This is a genomic window from Paraburkholderia phytofirmans (assembly GCF_046028095.1).
Lineage (GTDB): Bacteria > Pseudomonadota > Gammaproteobacteria > Burkholderiales > Burkholderiaceae > Paraburkholderia > Paraburkholderia phytofirmans_A.
In genome coordinates, this window is the sequence record NZ_JAQQDJ010000002.1 from 357050 (window position 1) to 376600 (window position 19551).

Consider the following 19551-nt stretch of genomic DNA (forward strand, 5'->3'; position numbering starts at 1 on the left):
GACGTACGTGTGATGTCAAATCTGTCGATACGCACGCGTCTAGGCGCCGCGATACTTTTCCTGTGTGTGCTGCTCACGGCGATCGGCGCGCTCGGCGTAACGGGTATGGCGCGCAGCAACGACGCCAACCGCGAGACCTACACGAACCGGCTGGCCAGCACGCGGCTGATCGGCGATGCGGAACTCGCGATCAGCCGCGAACGCACCACCGTCGACCGGATCGCTTTCGATCCGGCCGCTCCGACGGTCGAGAAAGACATTGCCACTTACCGCATGCTCAAAGGGCAGGGTATGGATGCGTGGACGAAGTATCTGGCCTTGCCTGCCACGTCGGATGAAAACCGTCTTGCCGCCGCGGTCAGTGCCAGGCGAAGCCAGGTACAAAACCAGCTGGATGCTTTTGCGGATTCGGTCAAGGGCATGGATGACGCGGCAGTCAAAGTCGCGTTGAAGAAAATCGCGCTGGCCAATACGGACTATGTCACGGTGAGCGCAGATCTGAAGCAGTTTCAACGCGATCAGGCAAAGGCACAATACGATGACTCGGAAGCGAGTTTCCAACGCTTTCGTGCAATGACAATTGCCTCCATCGTATTTGGGCTGCTCGCCGGTGTCTTCACCTTCGTGTCGCTGCGCCGCGCGATCGGCCGTCCGCTCGCTGAGGCGCTCGGGCACTTCAACCGGATCGCGACGGGCGATCTGTCGCAGCGGATCGAAGTGCGATCGCACGATGAAATGGGCATGCTGCTGCACGGTCTTTCGCAAATGCGCGACGGCCTCGTTAGCACTGTCACAACCGTGCGTCAGGCTAGCGAGGCCATCGCCACGGCGGCCCAGCAGATCACCTCAGGCAATCTCCATCTGTCCGCCCGTACGGAACAGCAGGCGGCGTCGTTACAGGAAACCGCCGCCAGCATGGAAGAGCTGACCGGCACGGTGAGGCATAACGCCGAGAATGCACGTCAGGCGCAGGCTCTCGCTGCCAATGCGGCCAACATGGCCGATCACGGCAACTCCGTGGTGGGCGACGTGGTGACGACGATGAAAGAGATCGACCAAAGCTCGGGCCGTATCGGCGACATCATCGCGATTATCGACGCCATCGCGTTTCAGACCAATATTCTGGCGCTCAATGCAGCGGTCGAAGCTGCGCGCGCCGGAGAGCAGGGACGCGGTTTCGCGGTAGTGGCCACCGAGGTGCGCATGCTGGCGCAGCGCTCGTCGGCGGCCGCGAAAGAGATCAAGGAACTGATCGAGACATCGGGCGGAAAAGTACAGGCGGGCGGCACGCTGGTGACCGAGGCGGGCGGCCGCATGCAGGCGATCCTCGCCGGCGTGCGGCGCGTGGCGGACCTTATGGACGAGATATCGGCTGCATCGTCAGAGCAAAGCACGGGTATCGAGCAGGTATCTCGCGCCGTCGCGGAAATGGACTCGGTCACGCAGCACAACGCCGCGTTGGTCGAAGAGGCTGCGGCAGCGGCCCAGTCGCTCGAGGAACAGGCGCGAATGTTGAAAGAGACGGTGGCGGTGTTCAGGATTTAGGCCCGGGCTGGACTCAATTCCTGACGCTCAGTGCATAAGGGAATGCCCGCCGTCGAGTCAGAAGACGAGCAGCCATCGCACCCGATGCCCTGTTGCACATGCGGCTAGACGAACCGCTCGCGCTCGGCCCGGGATGGCGTCTCACGCTCGATGGGCGGCAGCCCGGCAATTTTTTCCGCGAGCATTCTTTCGTAGACGCCAAAATGCAGATCGACTTCCTCCTGCGTAACCACCGTCACGAAGATGCGGACCTGCCCGGGCAGCAACCCGAGCACGACAGCGATCGCCGCTTCGAGTTGCGGCACGCACAGCCGGTCGTCCGCGAAGGTCGTGCCGACCGAGAGCTCGTACGCTTTCTCTTCCCGCACTGCCACGTCCACGAGGCGGGCGCGGGCGCTCATATTGTTTTCGATGGCAAGGCGCATGACGTCTATTGCCGTGCGCATGCGCTCGGTCGGAAAACCCCTCGACGAGCGCAGACGCACGCGATGCCTGCCGAGCGTCAGCCAGTCTGAATCGAAGTCCATGAAAGTCCTCCAGCGGAACAGTTCTGCGCGGAGAGTAGGGTCCGGGATCGTATTTTCAAGAGCCAAAAAAATTTTCACGGCACCCTTGAAATCCTTGCGGCAAGGTCTATTTTTCATTTCGCTCAGGCAGTCGCGCGAACCGAGCATCGCGCGCTGCGTGTTTCGATTTGTTTGCCCGCAGTGGGGTAGACGGACTGGAGCGCGTAGGCCCGTCCGTCTCCTCCGCCGCATTTTTCCGAGGAAACGACCATGAGTGATCTCTACTTCACGACCGACCTGTTCAGCCAGTTCGATCGTCTGCATCAGCAGATGGCGGCGCTGTTCAGCGGCAACCCTTCGAGTATCCGGACCGATCGCCTGTCGGCCTTCCCGCAGGTCAACGTCGGCACGACCGATGACACCATCGAGATCGTCGCCTTCGCGCCCGGCATCGACCCGAAGCAACTGGAAGTATCCATCGACAAGGGTCTGCTTACCATTGCCGGCGAGCGGCCCTCAGCGGCGCGCGCAGACGGCGAGGCAACGCGTCATTACGCGCGGGAACGGTTCAGCGGGCAGTTCCGCCGGGTGATCGAGCTTCCCCAGCATGCTGATCCTGACCGGGTGGAGGCCCGTTATCTCAACGGCTGCCTGAGCATCAGTATCGGCAAGCGCGAGTCCTCGAAACCGCGTGCGATTACCGTCCAGTAACAGAGACAACGCAGAGGAGTTGATCATGAGCGATACCACCCAACTTACGCGCCCCGAGGCCAGGACGGCAAGCACCGCAGAGCCAGGCCGCGCGGAAAAACGTCTGACGTTGAATCCGGCCGTCGATGTCATCGAGGACGTACACGGCGTGACTTTGTGGGCGGATTTGCCGGGCGTGGAGAAAGATAATCTGGAGATCAGGGTGCAGGACGGCAATCTGCGTATCGAGGCATCCGCCAACGTGCCGACCCCGGCAGGGCTACGGCTACAGCACGCTGAAATTCGCGTGCCGGATTTTGCACGTTCATTCACTCTTGGGCCGGAGTTCGATACGTCGAAGATCGAAGCGAATCTCAAGGATGGTGTATTGAAGCTGGTCATTCCACGTCGCGAAGAGGCTCGGCCGCGACGCATTGAGGTTGCCGTAGGCTAGGCGTTCTGCAGGCCGCGGGGGGCGGGAATGTAACTCTATCGCACCGCCCCTGCGAGCCCTGAATGATGCAGCTTTATCAGGCGGCTGTCGCCTTCGCGTTAGCCGCCTTTTCTGCAAACTCGGAAAGCTTGAGGTCAGTTGCCTTTTCCTCTTCAAGGGTCGCCTGAAGCAGCTTGATTCCCTCGGTGAATCCAAGCTGCTTGCCGATCGCACACAGGCTGCCATAGGCCGCGATCTCGTAGTGCTCGACTTTCTGCGCTGCGGCTACCAGCCCCGCGTCCAGAACCGGGCCTTTTTCTATCTCGTCGATCAGCTCCGCTCCCTCCTCGATGAGTCCTTCCATAGCAACGCATTTCATTCTCTTAAGGCGGATGCCGCAGACGTCCACGACCTGATCGATGCGCTCGACCTGTCCCTGCGTTTCCTCCAGGTGCGTTTTGAACGCGTCGCTCAGCTTGGGATCTGACGCTGCCCGCGCCAGCTTGGCCAGTGCCTTGGTGAGTTGCTTTTCCGCGCTATAGATATCGGACAGCATGTGAACAAACAGATCGTCGACTGTCTTGCGTTGGACCATGATGGACTCCCTTCGGTTGTAGGAATCCCTGATTTCGCAACGGATGTGCCCGGGCAAGGCGGCCTCGATTGCCAGGCGCCGGCCCGCTCTTCGGGCACGACGCATGCGAAGCTGAAGGTCGCAGGCCTATTTCCGTTGCGTTCCTGTGCGCACGTTACGCCGGAGCGATCGCTCTGAGACCAGGGGACTGGGACATTCCGCGCATGCGTTCGTCATCGCCCTTGCCTGATTTCCAATGAGACAACCTGTCGGACGTCTTCCCTGCTGCGCGGGGAGGGTTGCTGACGGAATCCACATTACTTTTCGGAGAGATGCGATGTTTGTTCACAACAAGCGACTCCAATACACCGTCCGTGTAGCGGCACCAAATCCCGGCCTTGCGAATCTCCTGCTCGAACAGTTTGGCGGGCCGCAGGGCGAACTGGCCGCCGCGTGCAGATATTTCACGCAGGCAGTAAGCGAGGACGATCCGGGCCGGCGCGACATGTTGTTCGATATCGCGACCGAAGAACTCAGTCACCTTGAAATCATCGGCTCCATCGTCGCCATGCTTAACAAGGGCGCGAAGGGACAACTCGCAGAAGGCGTCGAGAAGGAAGCGGAACTCTATCGCTCACTGACGGGCGGCGGTAACGACTCGCATACGACCGCGCTGCTCTACGGTGGCGGCCCGGCGCTGACGAACTCGGCGGGCGTGCCATGGACCGCGGCGTATATCGACACCATCGGCGAGCCGACAGCGGATCTGCGATCGAACATTGCTGCGGAAGCCCGTGCAAAGATCGTCTACGAACGCCTGATCAATGTGACCGATGATCCGGGTATCAAGGAAGCGCTCGGCTTCCTGATGACGCGTGAGATTGCGCACCAGAAATCGTTTGAGAAAGCGCTGCATTCGATCCAGCCGAATTTTCCGCAAGGGAAATTGCCTGGCCTTCCTGAATTTACAAACGTTTATTACAACATGTCCGACGGCGGTGAGGACGCGCCGCGCGGTCCATGGAACGAAGGTCCGGGATGGGACTTTGTCGAGCAGCCGCAACCCGCGGTCGATGGTGGTGATGGCCTCGCCACCGTCCAGGTGTCACAGGACGATGTCGAGGTGCTGAGCGCGATGGCATCGCGGACAGCCTCTGCAACCCACATAGACCCGGTCACCGGCGCCGACCTTGGCGCGGGGCAGCAGGATGAGGCAGTCACGAAGTAAGGTAGTCCGCAGCGACTGGCGGATCGCCGGCGTCTTTTCGCCGGCGATCAACAGACCTCAAATCAGTCTGGATAACGCCATTCGAGTGCCCGGGACCGTGGCAAAACGCTGGCGTCTCGTCTGGAGGCAGACTCGCTACGGCTACGGACGGGTAGCGACGGGCGTCGCGTAGCGAGCCGATTTCATCGGAGGATCAGGCTCCGAGGTCTGACTTGCCCCGGGGATGATCGCTGCTGGCGTCGGGGCTGGTGTCCGGGTCAACCCCGTCGTGCTCCGGCACGTACGGACCTTCTTCGGGGTGGTCTTTTCCCTTTGGTACCAAGGTCTCGTCCATATTCCCGTGAGGACGCTGTTCGATAGTACCGTCGGGTTTCTGGGTGACGTCTCCGTCACCAAGTGCTTCCCGGCGTTGATCGGCACGCTCAACCGGGTCTGAAGGTTCGGACTTCATGGCTTTCTCCTTGTGTGTTCCTGCTACGCAGCAATGGCAGTGCCCGGCAAGCGGAGTTGTCCAGTTCGGCTGCATCAAGGAATGAAACCGGTTGCGACAGCCGCACACGAAGAGATCGATTCTTCTCAAGGTGCTTCGCGGCGGCGTATTGATCGTGCGGTTGAAGCGGCGCCGGCACGTCTGGCGCTCGAACATCGGCATGCGGACCGATGGGGATCCTTTGCAAAGAGCCGCCGCGAGTCTCGTGAACTCATGGCGTTTCTTTGACCATCGTCAGTGCGATCTATACGGCGACGGTTGATAGTCGATCATCGATCAGTAGTCCCACTGCACCGGCACGAAACGGAAGCTCTCACCGTTCTTTGCAATGTGACCAATAGACGGGAACGCGACATGCGCCGCGGCCAGCAGAGCGCCAGTTTCGGCGGCTTCGTTGAGCAGCGCGATACGCACATCCGCAGCCATCTCAGGCTCGTGCTCGAAGCCATTTTGCCATCGGGGATTGTCGAAGTTGACCTCGAAAATCGCGTCGCCTACGAACGTCAGCTTCTCGCCGTTCGATGCGATGTCCACGACGCAGTGCCCCGGCGTGTGTCCACCTGTCACGCGGGCCGACACGCCCGCTGCGACTTCCACGGTCTGATCGAAGCACACGATGTTTTCGCAATAGATTTCCGCGAATTTTGCAGCAGCCTTGCGGAGTGCGGGAGGAACCGTTTCCGGCATCACCGTCTTGCTGAAGTCCGGATTTTTCCAGAACTCCACTTCCGCGGCCGACACGTGAATGCGCACGTCCGGACGCAGCTTGGCCTTGACGCCATCGACGTTCAGCCCGCCGACGTGATCCATGTGCATATGCGTAATGACGATGTCGGTGATCGCAGCCAGGTCGATGCCAGCCGATTCCAGGCGCATCACCGACCGACCGGCGCGCGCGAAGTATTCGAAACCGTCGCCCACGCCCGAGTCGATCAGGATCAGGCGTTCGCCGCTGCGCACGAGCGCGACATTCAGCGCCCAGTCGAACATGTCACGTTGCAGGAAACGCCCATCGAACCATTCGTTGCGGTCCGCTTCGCTCACGTTGGTGGACATTGTGGAGGTCGGCAGCGGCAGGACGCCGTCGCTGATCAGCACCACATCCACCTCACCCACGCGCACGGCGTAGCGGGATGACGCGAGTTCGCCTGAACCTTCTTTGCCAAGCTTGGCGGTGACAGGGCGCACGTTACAGGTTGTTTCGCTCATGGCAATAGTCCTCTTGATCGGTGGGTAAGCAGCACTGGGCGGCGCGGTTACGAACACGAGCATGAATATCGCGTGCTTCGTGTTGCTCGCATTTCGACACGACCGTGAGACTGATTCTAGCCAGCGGGGGTGAACGCCAGTAGCGTCGCGAACGTGCTCAGCGTGTTGTCCGAACGGCAACAATCGACGACTTCGAGGAGAGTCTTGAATGTCAGCACGGCGCTCGAAACGGATATGCAGGCGCCGGAAGTGATGCAGCCAGCGGATGACCGGAAGCTGACGAGTCGTTTCACGATAGGCGTCAGCGCAAAGTGCGGATTGCGTTATTGATCTCGATGCGCTGCCTGTCTGCCGGTTCTCCGGCCGCTTTGGGGAGGCGCAGCGTCAACGCGCCGTTTTCGAATCTGGCCTCAGCCCGATCGAGATCGATACCCGCGGGCAGCGGGACGGCGCGTTGAAGCTGTCGGATCGCTATATCGCCGCCCGCTTCCTGCCCGACAAGGCCATCGACCTGCTCGACCAGGCTGCGGCTCGCGTGCGCATTTCGTCGAACTCGCGACCGCAGGCGCTGCAGGGAATCGAGGCCACTGTCCGTCGTCTGCGCCAGGCGCAGGACTCGGCGAGCGCGGCCAAACAGTTCGACAAGGCGAAGGAACTGCAGGAGAAAATCAAGGCCGGGCAAACGCGTCTGAATGAGTCGACCGAGGCCTGGAAGAAGGAACGTGGCACCAGTTCGCAGGAAGTCGGGGCGGAAGACATCGCGCAGATCGTGTCCTCGCTGACCGGCGTGCCGGTGTCCGAACTCACGGCCGAGGATCGCGAAAAGCTGCTGCGTCTGGAAGACCGTTTGAGGGAACGCGTTGTCGGCCAGGACGAAGCCGTAACGGCCGTATCGAAGGCCGTGCGACTTTCACGGGCGGGATTGACGGAAGCGGGCAAGCCGATCGCCAGCTTTCTCTTTCTCGGACCGACCGGCGTCGGCAAGACCGAACTCGCCAAGGCGCTCGCCGCCGCGGTTTTCGGCGACGAGAACGCGCTGGTGCGCATCGACATGAGCGAATACTCGGAACGCCACACGGTGGCCCGTCTCGTCGGCGCGCCTCCCGGCTATGTGGGCTACGAAGAAGGCGGCCAGTTGACCGAGCGCGTGCGGCGCCACCCATACAGTGTCGTGCTGCTCGACGAGATCGAAAAGGCCCATTCCGAAGTGCACAACATCCTGCTGCAACTATTCGACGAAGGACGTCTGACGGACGGCAAGGGACGGCTCGTGGATTTCACCAATACCGTGATCATCGCTACCAGCAACATCGGCTCGCAGATGATTCAGGACAACATGAAAGCCGATTCGAAACAGCTCGACTATCCCGCGCTGCGCGACCGGCTGATGGAAGTCCTGCGGCATCACTTCAAGCCGGAGTTCCTGAACCGTGTCGATGAAGTGGTTGTGTTCCATGCGCTCGGCAGGGACCAGATCCGCCGGATCGTCGACCTGCAGCTTCAGCGCGTGCAGCGCACGGCGGCAGCGCAGGGTATCGAGCTGTCGTTCGACGACGCGCTGCGCGATCATCTGGCGAGAGTTGGATACGATCCCGAGTTCGGCGCGCGGATGTTGAAGCGCAAGATCCGTCTGGAAGTGGAATCGGAACTCGCCGACTCGCTGTTGCGAGGGGATGTGCGCAGCGGCGATGCCGTCGAAATCCGCTGGGATGCCAGCGAAAACGCCGTACGCGTGAGGAAGCAGGCGGCGCAGGAATCGACCGAAGAAGAAGCCAGGAAAGCCGCCGAAGCCCCGGCCTGAGGCTCGGAAACGACGGCTACGGCCGGCGGAGTCGACACCGCCGGCCGTAACCGCTTACAGTGCCACTTCTCCCGCGATCATCTCGTCGCGATAGCACCATATCCACGCTTCGCCGGGTTCAATGGAACGCCTCATCGCGCGCCACGCCCACTTCTTTGGCCCACTCGGTCTGCGGCAGGCCGCCAATGCAAACGAAGAGCCAATTCGTCTTGACCGGTCGCGCTGCGCCGCTGCGCCGATCGGTCAGCGTGATTTCGCGCAGCACGTCGTCGCCGTGCAATGCGGTAACGGCCGTTCAGGTCAGCACCTCGATGTTCGACGCGGATGAAATACGGTCGATCAGGTACTGCGACAGTGTGCTTTTCAGCGACGTGTCGCGCACCACCATCGTGACGCGATTGCAGTACTGGGAAAAATGCATCGCGGCCTGCCCCGCCGAATTGCCGCCGCCCACGATGTACACGTCTTCGCCGCGGATCAGCGACGCCTCGCTCGCCCCCGCGCCGTAGTACACACCCGCGCCGCTGAAGCGCGCTTCGTCTGGCAATTCGAGCCGCCGGTACGCGACGCCTGTTGCGCACACCGACGTGCGTGCCGTGATCCGCGTACCGTCTTCCAGATAGACGATACCGTTGCCCGTCGAAAAATCCGCGCGCACGCCGGCACGGGCCAGCAGGATTTCCGCGCCGAAGCGGACTGCCTGATCGCGGGCTCGCTCGGCGAGCTCCGTTCCGCTGACGCCGTCCGGAAACCCCAGGTAGTTCTCGATCTTCGACGTGCTGCCGGCCTGTCCACCGACGGCCCAGCGCTCCACCAGCACCGTGCGCAATCCCTCGGAAGCACCGTAGACCGCGGCGCTCAGACCGGCCGGCCCGGCGCCATAGATCGCGAGATCGTATTCCGAACGTGACGGGCTGCGGAACCAGCCGAGCTTTTCGGTGATCTGCCGGACGGTCGGACATTCGAGTCGCGTGCCGTCGTGAAACTCGCATACCGGCAGGCGCGAGTCGCGACGGTGCTGCACGTGCGCGAGTTCCACCGCCTCTTCATCGCTGTTGAGTTCGATCCACTCGAAGGGAATGTCGCAACGATGCAGAAAATCGCGGATCGCATAGCCTTCCGCCGACCGCATGCGTCCATAGATCTTGACCATGTGTGCCTCGCCCATGTGTGTGTTCGGGGCATGTGTGTGGTCAACCGTCACGCACGTTCGCCTCAATCCGGCAAAACGAACTCAGTACGCATGTCCTCGATGACACGCCTGACCTGTCGAAGATAGTCGGTGCCGCTCTCACTGAGCGCGAGCATGTCCCAGTTGCGGCCGGAGGCGTCGGGCGGATGCCGTTCGGGCAGCGGCACGCGGACTCGCAGATGGTGGGGGGCGTCGGCGGCAAGCTGTTCGACGCGCCGTTGTGTTTCGTCGCGAATCTGTTCGGCCGTTTGAATGGACTTCGACATGGGCTTGCCCTCATAAGTGGCGAACGTAGTCACGGAGTCACGTCGCGTGAAAGTCTCGTACGGAGATCACGCACAGATGATTGCAGTCTAGTGCCTGTCCGACTAAAGAAAGGAGAATACGATGAGCATCCGTTGATCGGTGCTACGGCACGCAAGAACCTCCGCCTGGTGCGGAAAAATCGCGTGGTGCGGGCATTCCGTTGGGCTGTTGACGGGACGTATTCATCAATCAAGGTTAGGCTTCCGCCGACTGCGCTTCTTCCACGTTCCTGCCAGGACGTGTCGGATTTCTGCGATCGCGGCGAACACGTCGATGCGTGCCCGAAGAAGCGCACGGCTAAGCGCCGCGATGCAGACACCCATATATGCGGGAACCTGCTCGGGTGGCTTCGCGATGTACCGCATAGGCACGCCTTCCATCCCGCCGGCATCTGCGCATCAAACCATTACGGGTGGTTGTACATCGTGTCCCAGTCGGCCTTCGAAACGGCCGGGCGTTCCGCATCGGACGAGCCACTCCCGACGCCGCCGACGCCTGTTGCGCCGTTCTGCGCAGCGACCTTGGCCAGGGCGGCCCGGATGTCGTCCGGATAGATCGGCACCAGCAGCGGGCCGCCAGCCGGTCTGCTCAAGCTGAACGAGTTCAGCAAGCACTTGCGCACGGGTGAGAGGCTGGTTCGATTGAGCGAACCCGGCAAGCGGAGCAGCAAGGGCAACTGCCACAACAACAGCTTGAATCAGGGACTTCATGGTACTTACCTCCAGACTTTGTTTGGTCCTGCTACGAACAGCCCTGTTCGCGATCAGTGGCTACAGTCTAGGTAGGTAGAAGCTTGAGAATAAGGACCATGTCCGGAGGGGACTGTTGCAAGATTCGGTAACAGCGCCCAGTCATACCGCGCTGTGGGATACGCGGTTGATCATGTCGGCCTGACGCGCTTTCCGTCAGCTTGTACGAGTCCCCAGTTTGACACGACGTGTGTGATGAAATCCCGCGCTAAAGTTTTACGCTAACCGGTCGATAACGTCTACGGGAGCAAATTTCGTCGCGTTTCGAAAAGCGCCGCGATTTGCGGTAATCTGGGCCCGACTGGATGACTGACCAAATGGCTGAGACGGGTCAACTCGGTGAGGTGATGCCTCGCTTGGAGATAAAGTGAGCAATAAATTCGAAACGGTGCCGATAACAGAGCTTGTAGAGGCGGATGTTGAGTGGCTGGACGGGTTGCCATTCGGCGTTATAGGCTTTGCGCCGGATGCTATTGTCACGCTCTACAACGCCACCGAATCGGGGAATGCGGGATTGAGTCCGCAGCGAGTGTTAGGGAAACATTTCTTTGAAGAGGTAGCGCCGTGCATGAACAACTTCATGGTTGCGCAGCGCTTCGATGACGAGGACGTACTTGACGATATCGTTCCCTACGTCCTGACCTTGCGCATGCGCCCGACCCCGGTGCGGCTAAGGCTGCTAAAGGCGCGGGGCTGCGCGACCCGGTTCGTCCTGATTGAACGGAAGGCGACAAATTGAGCGCGCCGGACACAGACGCGAACGACCTCGAGTCCGAGTACGAGGCGTTACTCTCGTTCATGTATTTGTCCCCGGTCGGGATTGTCCGCAGCGACAAATCAGGCGCCGTTGACATGATGAATCCTCTTGCGGCCCAGCTGCTCATGCCTCTGGTAAAAACTGGGAGCATCGAGAACATATTCGACAGCCTGGCGTCGGTCGCCCCGGAGTTGCGTAACCTGGTAGCCAGTTTTGACGCTGAGCGCGGCCCTGTGTGTGAAAACCACCGGGTGTTTGTAACGCCAGCCGGGAACGGCGCGGTAGTTCTGGCATGTTCCATCATCAAGGTGGGCGCCAATCTGTTGATGACGGTTTTGACGGACATTTCCCGACAGGTCGCTGCCGAGCGTCGAGCGCGGCAGACGGAGTCATGGCTCGCTGGACTCTATACAAGTGTCAACGACTTTGCATTCTTTACGCTCGACGCCCAGGGCTGCGTCGAAAGCTGGAATTCATCGGTTGAACAGTTGACTGACTTCGGTGAGGCGGATGTCGTGGGCCGCACGCTCTCGCGTTTCTACGCTCGCGACGAGATTGTTCTGCACCGTTCCCCCGAGCACATCGCGCTAACGCGTGACGAGGGTTGGCATGTGGAGGAGTGCTGGTGCGAGACCCGCACCGGCCGACGCTACTGGGGGCAGGTGCTCGTCGCTGTACTGCGTGAGGAGGAGGGTGATATCACCGGGTATTCGGTGGTCCTGAGAGACGTCACGGAGCGCAAGGTAACCAGCGATAACCTAGAGCGTCTGCTTACGACCGACCATCTGACCGGCGTATCAAGCCGCGCGCACTTCTTCGAAAGTGCGGAAGTAGAAGTCGCTCGTGCCAAAAAACATAGTCGTCCATTGTCGGTCGTCATGCTGGACGCGGATCATTTCAAGCGTATAAACGATACGGCCGGGCATCAGGCCGGTGATGCCGTGTTGAAGCGGATTGCTGACGAAGCAAAGGGGCTGGTACGGGCGTCCGACACTGTCGCGAGGCTCGGTGGTGAGGAATTCATTCTGATGCTGCCGTCTACGGCGACCGGCGAGGCAATGGCGATCGCTGACCGACTGCGCGTTGCGGTCGAGCGGGCGCGAATCGACACAGCGGTTGGACAACTGAAAGCGACGATCAGTCTTGGCGTGGCAACGCTGAGCCAGGCAAACCCGACACTCCAAGGTTTGCTAGCCGCTGCTGACCGCGCGCTATATGACGCGAAAAGAGCCGGGCGGAACCGAGTCCGTGCTGAAGTTTTGGAGCCAGCGGACGCAGCCTGTACCGCCTGCGATGAAGGTAATGCGTCGCAAAATTGACAGCCGCCCGGCGACGGGACCAATGGACACAATTGCAATCAGCAAACCATGTACGCGTTAATTAGAAATGGATCCCTTCAAAATTCATAGCCACGACGACATGGCCGTACAATCTCAAAGATGTTCTGCGTGTAGGGATACAACGCCGTTGCCTGTTGAGATTGATTTCGCATTTCAGCCCATCGTCGACTTGAGCACCAGGGCCGTGTTCGCCTGTGAGGCGCTCGTGCGTGGTGCGAACGGGGAATCCGCGCATACGGTGCTGTCGCAAATCGATGACGCAAACAAATATCAGTTTGACCAACAGTGTCGGAAGGTTGCTATCGCTAGTGCAGCCGCGCTAGGTCTGGACACGTTCCTCTCCATAAATTTCATGCCTAACGCGGTGTACAAGCCAGAGGTATGCATAAGGAGCACCCTGGACGCTGCGCAGAAGCATGGCTTCCCGACTGAAAGAATCATCTTCGAGACGGTCGAGGGTGAGCATCTGGCCGACCGTACCCATCTGGTCGACATTTTCAAGGCATACAAGAAATTTGGATTCCTGACCGCGATTGATGATTTTGGCGCCGGTTATTCAGGACTTGCTCTACTGGTGGATTTCCAGCCTGACATCATCAAGCTCGACATGGGACTTCTTCGCGGCATCGACACGGATTCGGTGCGCCAGCGCATCGTGCGAGGCGTTCTTTCGATGTGTCACGACCTCGGCATCCGCGTGGTCGCAGAGGGCATCGAAACCAGAGGTGAGCGTGACTTCTTTGTTGCACATGATGTCAGCCTCATGCAAGGCTACTTCTTCGCGAAGCCCGGTTTCAAATCAATTCCGGAAATCGATAAGTCCGCGTATTTTCCGTAACCGCAAATACGGTCGTGCAGAAGCTTCAACCTATCCATTGCCCAGTGCGCGCAATGCATTTGGGTCGAGAACGCGGATACGGCGGCCCTCCCTGGCAATGAGACCTCGAAGTTCTAAAGACGAAAGCACCCGTGAAACTGTCTCACGGCTCACCTTTGCCATCGCAGCAATTGTCGCGTGACTTGGCGGTTCAGCCGACGCTGCATCCAAGTCAGCAGCCAGATCCAGTTCGTCAATGATTACCGCAGCTACGCGCGCAGCGGCGCGCGGGAATTCACGCCTGCTTTGGCAATGGACGAGACGTCCAACTAAAGACGCGAGAAGACCGTTCAGCGCGACTGACACTAGAGGCTCACAAAGTACTTGGCGAGCCAGCCTCCGGCCTATCATTGCTACCGTGCTCTCGCGATTGGCTATCACATTGACGTTACTTGGCCGGTTCGAAATGATTGGAACCGCTCCCGTAGATCCGCCAGCGGAAACAGTGCTGATGGGTGCTTCGTCGCCTTTCGCCGATAGCCGCGACACTCTCAGCTGCCCCGATAGAATGAGCAACAGCGGTGATTCGACCTCTCCTTGAAACGTCACATAGGCGCCGCTTTTGAAATTCACTACGCGCGCAGCGTTCGCAAGAAGCTCAATTGTTTTTCCGTCCGATGTAGCGAACAGCGTCTGTTGCGCCAGACTGGCCTTCAATTCTATTATCTTATTCATTTGCTTTTGGTAACTGCCGAAAGTTACCGAATTCAGGAGTTTGACACCGGGCATGTGTCATCCTCGTTCTCAGACCTGATCTTCCCCGACACCCACGGCTGGTCGATTGACTCGTCACACGCTTTCGCGGTTCGCAGTTTCGCGGTAAAAGATGACAAAAAATAGACACAGATCGATACGGAGAAACCGGATCAGCCACAGGCCGATTGACACATCCTATTTGCGTCGATCCAGTCTGCGAGGCTAGCGTTAGTTGATGTCTTCGGGTACCGCGGGAGGGAAACGCAGCTTCGCGCGGCGCAGAGGCGTCGTGAGCAGGCGAACGCTGCGGTGGTCAGTCAGACGATGCAGGTCGAGGCGAGGGCGGACCACTGGCCGACGTATGGCGGCCGTCCGTTTGATTCTGTTCGGCTTCGCTTGGATAGGGGCGTATTTCGTCATCCCGATCCTGCGCGGCTGGTGGCCGAACATCGTTCAGCCGAGCATCCCGCCAGAGGCATGGGTTGCGATCGGTGGCGTTCTCGGTGTGGCGAGCTTCTCCGGCGCAAGATGCAAAGTGATCCACGCGTACCCGGCGATAACCGGGGATAGGCTTCAGTCACCGAGCTTGCCGTGGGACTCAATGCCGACATCACCTTCGATGCCTGTCTCAGCGAGCCGTTCTACGTCCGAAGCGAGCACCGCCGCGCTCAGTTCGCGGATCATCTGGTGTGCCTGCTCCGGCGCCAGCCGGACGCCGTGTTCGCCAGCGGCGATAGAACCGTCCGATATCCGTTCGGCGGACAGACGCATCGCGACATGCTCGCTCGTCGAGGCCAACTGGCAGTCGTTGACCGGTACGGGCGAAGAAGCGTGGGCGTCTTCCGCCGCCGGTGTGAGGTTCGTTGCGTCTGACATGTTTATCCGGGAGCGATGACGGCGGCTATCCGGCGCCCTCGGCGCTCCGGGCCAAGTCGGCAGTTCGCTGCAGTTCGAGTTCCAGCAGCGCCAGATTCAGTCCGGAAATCAACTCCTGCGCCTGGTCTGGCGTCAACTGAACTTCGTGCCGGCTGACGTCGTTCGTGAGAGAGCCGGAAAGGGCCCGGCCAATCAAGCGAATGGCGGTCTGTTCGTTCGTTGATTCCGCGTGAACCTTCCAGCGCCCCGTAGGGATGAGTACCTGCGGCATCATGCGTTCTCCGGCATGCCAGGGACTGGTGCCTGTAGCGTCTGATTCATATTCGTTCGAGCGCCTCCTCGATGCGATTGAAGATGGCCCGCTGCTGCGGGTCGTCCACGGACAGACTCCTCTGAATGGTTTTCAGGGTGTCGATGAGAATCCAGTTCGTCTTCCATAGCGCCAGCAGATGCGCCTCGTAGTCAAGCGACTGGCTCCGGTTGAAGCTGTGCATATCGTGCATGAGGTGGAATGGTTATAGACGAAAGGGGTTGTTGCGGAAACTTTGCCTGGTTATTCAGGTTGGCCGGCAACTTCTCGTCCCGCAGCGCTTCGACGGTCCGTCAGTCTCGCCTGTCTCATTCGGCCTTGGCTTGGGGCTTGCGTGGCGAACGTGGCTTTTTCTCGGCGGCTCGCACCTCGGATGCTCCGCCCTTGACGGCAGACACCAGCGCGTTGCTGTAGGCATTGCGGGCGGTCTGCGCAATGGCCAGTTGCTGCTGCAGGCGGGCAATTTCGGTGTCGACGAGCTGGATGTTCTGGACCTGCGCGTGGGCTTCTGCCGACAGCTTGGCGGTGGTGTAGTTCGTGCCGTTCAGGGTGATGTATTCGGGTAGGGACATGGAATTACCTGGAAAGGATGCTTTCATTAAAGCGAAAAACCCCGCCTCCCTGTGGGAGACGGGGTTCGTCTAGCTTTTATCGACACCTTTCACTCACGTGAGAGGTGCATCTCCTTTGGGGGAGATTAGCCGATGAGGACTGCGTGAGCGCCTGCGGTCGTGGTCGACAGCGAGGTGACGCCGGTCACGCCGGTCAACTGAACAACGTGGTCGGCACCAGCGACGTACCCGCCCGTGTGGCCAGCCGTTTCTTCGACGACATACGTGTTGCCGTTGTACGTGAACGCAGCGACCTTGCCAGCATTCGCCACTCCGCCGTTTACCGCGTTGATTGCATCTTCGGTCGCTTGCACGAACTGAGCCAGCGTCGTGGTCGAAGCCGTCGCAGCCGAGCCGGAGAACGACACGATACCCTTCGACATCGTTGTGCTCAGACCAGTGACGCTGGACGCCGTAACAGCGGCTTGATCAGCGCTCACCGTCGCGCCACCGAACGCCAACTTGTCAGCAGCAGTGGTGCCCACGCCGAAGCCCTTGATCATCTCAATCTTGCCCGCGGTTACATCAGTGCCGCTTGCCGAGATGAGGGTGATCACGTCAGCCTTGGCAGCCGAGTTCGTCAGGTCAACCGAAGTTACGCCACCGTTGAAGGTGATCGTGTTCGCGCCGCTGCCGCCGACGAACGAGTTGTTGCCAGTGTTTGCAGCAAACGCCGCCGTCAGCGCGCCGGTGTAGTTAGCAGCGTTGAACGAGATGTTCTGACCGCCAATGCTGCTGATCGACAAATCAGCCGAGCCGGTCAGGTTGACCGTTGCATTCGTACCAACCAGCAAGCCGTAGCCGGCCGTTGCGCCCGTGCCGCCGGTCAAGGTGTCGACGCTTGTGCCGAGCGCCGTCAAGTTCACGGTTTCGAACGAACCGAGATCCACACCGTGACCGCCGTTACCAGCCACGCCGCCGGTGCCGGCTCCGCCACCGTTACCGCCGGTAAGGGTAATACCGGCCTTTGTTGCGGAACCGAGCGTCAAAGCAATCGTGTTGCTGCCGTTGTCGATCTGCGGAGCCACGAAGATTGCATCACCACCGTTGGCGCCGTTGATATTGCCGCTCGAAAAGCCTGCACCACCCACCCCACCGGTTTCGTTGGCGGCGATGGTGAACGTGTGGTTGTTCAGTTCACCGGTGAAGCTCACTGCTGCAACACTGGTCGCAGCCGCCGTTGCAGTTGCTGTGGCGCCTGCTGCACCGATGATCGCACCGGCCACCTTAAAGTCGGTGATCGACGTCAGGGCGTTAATCGCAACGCTGTCACCAGTTGCGGCTGTACCATCAAGTTCGAGTGTGTTGATATGCAGCGCGGCGTTGATGTTGGTGTCGAGGTTCGTCGTGCCCGTGCTGATCACTTGGTCGGTGATCCCCAGCGTGTTCGTGCCTGCGCCGCCATCGATCGTGTAGGTACCTGCAGCTGCCAGCGAGCCGAACTTCAGCACATCGTTACCTGCGCCACCCTTGACAGTAGCCGTCGATGTCAGCGTAGCGGTCGACAGATCGATGGTGACGTTGCCCGTGGAACCCGATGCGTCAAAGCTCTTGAACGCTGGGCTATTCAGACCGGCGATGGTCGATGTGCCCGTCAGGTTTGCGGTGACGGTAGTTGCAGACGAGTCAGAGATGCTGACATTGCCTGCGCCATTGATAACCAGTACGTTCGGTGCCACGTCTGCGCCCGCCGCAGCCGAGCCCGTCGTCAAAACGATGTTAGCAGCGGCTGTCGCGGTGGCGCCTTGTGCGCCCGACAGGTTCAACGTAACTGCATCGGTCTTCGCCAAGCCATTGTACTTGAACGTCGTGTTACCCACGTTCGAGCCCGTGACGTTAGCCATCGTGCCCTTCGACAAGTTGTCGAACGTAACTCCGGCAGCAGTCGAATTCGCGCTGGTAGCCGACTTCAAGCCTTGGAAGTTTGCGCCATTAACGGTGACGACGCTCGCGGCGGCATTGCTGTCCACGTTGCGGACAACGAGGTTGTCCACGCCCGAGACTTGAGCAGCCGCGAGAGTGAAAGGGAGGCCATTCGAGTTAGAGATCGTCAAGCTGACCGTGTCGCCGTTCGAGCCCTTGATTGTGTCGCCTGCATTGAACGAATTCTGTGCGTTCACAGAGTTCGACAGATCTACCACGCCGTTGACCACGGTGTTTGCACCAACCGTCAGCGTATCCACACCCGTAGTGAGCGTGAATGTCTGCGCGACCGTGCCCGTACCGATGTTCGCGATCGTCGTCGACAGAGCTGCGGTTGCCGTAGCTTGCGAAGTCGAGTCGACAACCGATGCCACTGCAGCGCGAGCGTTGTTCGCTGCTGCGTTGCCCGAGTAAGCGACTTGACCAGCAACCGACTGGCTCAGCGCTGCGGTGAACGAGTCAGCGTAGCCCAGCTTTGCAGTCAGTTCTGTTGCGTCCGTACCGGTTGCGCCGTTGTAGATGTTCAGAGCGACTGAAGCGAGCGTGAATTGACCGCTGACGATGCCTTTCACGTAGAAGTTCAGACCGGTCACGTCAGCAGCGCGACCGAACAGCGTTTGATAGATTGCGTTGACTTGCGCGGCCGTGCTCGAGCCGCCATAGAGAGCGGTCGACTCAGCCGAATTACCGAACGCGTTGATGATCGAATTCAGGTTGCCGTTCGCAGCGGTCAGCTGGTTAACCCAGTATTGCTGACCTGCCGGGTCAGCGGGGCGGCCGTAGTAGGCCAGATATGCTTGTTGTACTTGTTCGGCGTAGGACAATGCGGCCATTTGAACATTCCCATGAAAAAGTTTATCTAAATCACACGTGTGACGCGTCGGCAATTGCATGCTGTGGCAGGAGCCGACTTGCCTGCTACTGGCAATAAGTCCCTAGCCCACGGCACCGACAACGCATTCCGGATTCTCCATATCTCGCGCATGCAATGTGTGATGTGGCTCACAAACTCGCAAATACCCAATAAAAGTTGCGCACACAACGTATGAAATAGATCAGCGAACGATTCAGGTGAGGAAATGCAGTCTTCCGGACGGGCCGCGCGCCTGAAGAAATAGAGTTGGCAGGGGAAACAAGGCGGCAGAAAAACAGGAGCGCAACCAGTCTGACTTAGAGTAGATCCGCGCGGTGCTAGAGGGCTCTGACGGTCTAACCGCAGATCAAGCCGGCAAGGGGTGCTGCTATGGCCGCTTGTATCCGACAAGGGAGGCAAAAATAATGCATCGTGTCACGACAAGGTGTGACGGCTATCACAATTAGGGGGTCTTTGAAATTCTCTCCGCGGCAGCGTATTACTCGGGATCGGCGGGCGCCTTAACATGGGGCGGAAATAAAAAAAGCCCACGTGTGGTATACGTGGGCGCAAAACCTCGGTCCT

Annotated in this window: 20 protein-coding genes and 2 pseudogenes; 8 read left to right on the forward strand and 14 right to left on the reverse strand. The window is 59.8% G+C overall.

Translation table 11 applies throughout. From position 1 onward, the window contains the following. The first annotated feature begins 12 nt into the window (after positions 1-12). Positions 13-1545, forward strand: a complete 1533-nt coding sequence (locus PQR54_RS06070) for a methyl-accepting chemotaxis protein (protein WP_408244503.1) — start codon at positions 13-15, stop codon at positions 1543-1545. A gap of 104 nt (positions 1546-1649) precedes the next feature. Here PQR54_RS06070 and PQR54_RS06075 read toward each other — a convergent pair whose 3' ends face one another. Further along, complete coding sequence (locus PQR54_RS06075) at positions 1650-2072, reverse strand: hypothetical protein (RefSeq protein ID WP_408245000.1); 423 nt, start codon at positions 2070-2072, stop codon at positions 1650-1652. A gap of 249 nt (positions 2073-2321) precedes the next feature. On the opposite strand from PQR54_RS06075, the gene PQR54_RS06080 reads away from it, so the two are divergent. After that, positions 2322-2762: an Hsp20/alpha crystallin family protein gene (locus tag PQR54_RS06080; RefSeq protein ID WP_408244504.1), complete on the forward strand. Its 441-nt coding sequence runs from the start codon at positions 2322-2324 to the stop codon at positions 2760-2762. 25 nt (positions 2763-2787) lie between these two features. After that, positions 2788-3195 carry an Hsp20/alpha crystallin family protein gene (locus PQR54_RS06085; protein WP_408244505.1) on the forward strand — a complete coding sequence of 136 codons (408 nt, stop codon included), beginning with the start codon at positions 2788-2790 and terminating at the stop codon, positions 3193-3195. A gap of 76 nt (positions 3196-3271) precedes the next feature. Here the strand turns inward: PQR54_RS06085 and PQR54_RS06090 are convergent, their stop codons facing one another. Next, the gene (locus PQR54_RS06090; RefSeq protein ID WP_408244506.1) at positions 3272-3769 is read right to left on the reverse strand and encodes a YciE/YciF ferroxidase family protein; all 498 of its coding nucleotides are present in this window, start codon (positions 3767-3769) and stop codon (positions 3272-3274) included. A 316-nt stretch (positions 3770-4085) separates the two neighbouring features. Between PQR54_RS06090 and PQR54_RS06095 the strand changes: the two genes are divergently transcribed. Then, entirely contained in the window at positions 4086-4976 is an 891-nt protein-coding gene (locus PQR54_RS06095) for a manganese catalase family protein (protein ID WP_408244507.1), read from the forward strand. A 193-nt stretch (positions 4977-5169) separates the two neighbouring features. On the opposite strand, the gene PQR54_RS06100 is transcribed toward PQR54_RS06095, so the two are convergent. Then, a complete protein-coding gene (locus tag PQR54_RS06100; protein WP_408244508.1) occupies positions 5170-5628 on the reverse strand; it encodes a hypothetical protein in 459 nt (152 codons plus the stop codon). 114 nt (positions 5629-5742) lie between these two features. After that, positions 5743-6675 carry an MBL fold metallo-hydrolase gene (locus PQR54_RS06105; protein ID WP_408245001.1) on the reverse strand — a complete coding sequence of 311 codons (933 nt, stop codon included), beginning with the start codon at positions 6673-6675 and terminating at the stop codon, positions 5743-5745. Positions 6676-7126: 451 nt separating this feature from the next. Here PQR54_RS06105 and PQR54_RS06110 point away from each other — a divergent pair. After that, positions 7127-8476: pseudogene (locus tag PQR54_RS06110) on the forward strand (AAA family ATPase); the annotation flags it as partial. A 118-nt stretch (positions 8477-8594) separates the two neighbouring features. Here PQR54_RS06110 and PQR54_RS06115 read toward each other — a convergent pair. The 4 genes and pseudogenes from PQR54_RS06115 to PQR54_RS06130 all read right to left on the reverse strand — a co-directional run bounded on the left by PQR54_RS06115 (position 8595) and on the right by PQR54_RS06130 (position 10684). Next, positions 8595-8741, reverse strand: a complete 147-nt coding sequence (locus PQR54_RS06115; RefSeq protein WP_408244509.1) for a hypothetical protein — start codon at positions 8739-8741, stop codon at positions 8595-8597. Positions 8742-8771: 30 nt separating this feature from the next. Then, entirely contained in the window at positions 8772-9629 is an 858-nt protein-coding gene (locus PQR54_RS06120; RefSeq protein WP_408244510.1) for an FAD-dependent oxidoreductase, read from the reverse strand. A 62-nt stretch (positions 9630-9691) separates the two neighbouring features. Next, positions 9692-9934 (reverse strand): hypothetical protein, encoded by a 243-nt coding sequence (locus PQR54_RS06125; RefSeq protein ID WP_408244511.1) that lies wholly within the window; start codon positions 9932-9934, stop codon positions 9692-9694. A 446-nt stretch (positions 9935-10380) separates the two neighbouring features. Continuing rightward, positions 10381-10684: pseudogene (locus PQR54_RS06130) on the reverse strand (DUF4148 domain-containing protein). Between the two features lie 406 nt (positions 10685-11090). On the opposite strand from PQR54_RS06130, the gene PQR54_RS06135 reads away from it, so the two are divergent. From PQR54_RS06135 to PQR54_RS06145, 3 genes are all read left to right on the forward strand, one after another. Continuing rightward, the gene (locus PQR54_RS06135) at positions 11091-11462 is read left to right on the forward strand and encodes a PAS domain-containing protein (protein WP_408244512.1); all 372 of its coding nucleotides are present in this window, start codon (positions 11091-11093) and stop codon (positions 11460-11462) included. Then, entirely contained in the window at positions 11459-12799 is a 1341-nt protein-coding gene (locus tag PQR54_RS06140) for a sensor domain-containing diguanylate cyclase (RefSeq protein WP_408244513.1), read from the forward strand. Before PQR54_RS06135 ends, PQR54_RS06140 begins: the two co-directional genes overlap by 4 nt. 67 nt (positions 12800-12866) lie before the next feature. Next, complete coding sequence (locus PQR54_RS06145) at positions 12867-13658, forward strand: EAL domain-containing protein (protein WP_408244514.1); 792 nt, start codon at positions 12867-12869, stop codon at positions 13656-13658. 30 nt (positions 13659-13688) lie between these two features. Here the strand turns inward: PQR54_RS06145 and PQR54_RS06150 are convergent, their stop codons facing one another. The 6 genes from PQR54_RS06150 to PQR54_RS06175 form a co-directional block, all read right to left on the reverse strand. Beyond that, the gene (locus PQR54_RS06150) at positions 13689-14426 is read right to left on the reverse strand and encodes a Crp/Fnr family transcriptional regulator (RefSeq protein WP_408244515.1); all 738 of its coding nucleotides are present in this window, start codon (positions 14424-14426) and stop codon (positions 13689-13691) included. Positions 14427-14966: 540 nt separating this feature from the next. Beyond that, positions 14967-15269 carry a hypothetical protein gene (locus PQR54_RS06155; RefSeq protein ID WP_408244516.1) on the reverse strand — a complete coding sequence of 101 codons (303 nt, stop codon included), beginning with the start codon at positions 15267-15269 and terminating at the stop codon, positions 14967-14969. 25 nt (positions 15270-15294) lie between these two features. Then, positions 15295-15543 (reverse strand): hypothetical protein, encoded by a 249-nt coding sequence (locus PQR54_RS06160; RefSeq protein WP_408244517.1) that lies wholly within the window; start codon positions 15541-15543, stop codon positions 15295-15297. 43 nt (positions 15544-15586) lie between these two features. After that, positions 15587-15772 (reverse strand): hypothetical protein, encoded by a 186-nt coding sequence (locus tag PQR54_RS06165; RefSeq protein WP_408244518.1) that lies wholly within the window; start codon positions 15770-15772, stop codon positions 15587-15589. Positions 15773-15887: 115 nt separating this feature from the next. After that, a complete protein-coding gene (locus PQR54_RS06170; protein ID WP_408244519.1) occupies positions 15888-16151 on the reverse strand; it encodes a hypothetical protein in 264 nt (87 codons plus the stop codon). Between the two features lie 125 nt (positions 16152-16276). Continuing rightward, the gene (locus PQR54_RS06175; RefSeq protein WP_408244520.1) at positions 16277-18946 is read right to left on the reverse strand and encodes a DUF4214 domain-containing protein; all 2670 of its coding nucleotides are present in this window, start codon (positions 18944-18946) and stop codon (positions 16277-16279) included. Positions 18947-19551 lie beyond the last annotated feature (605 nt).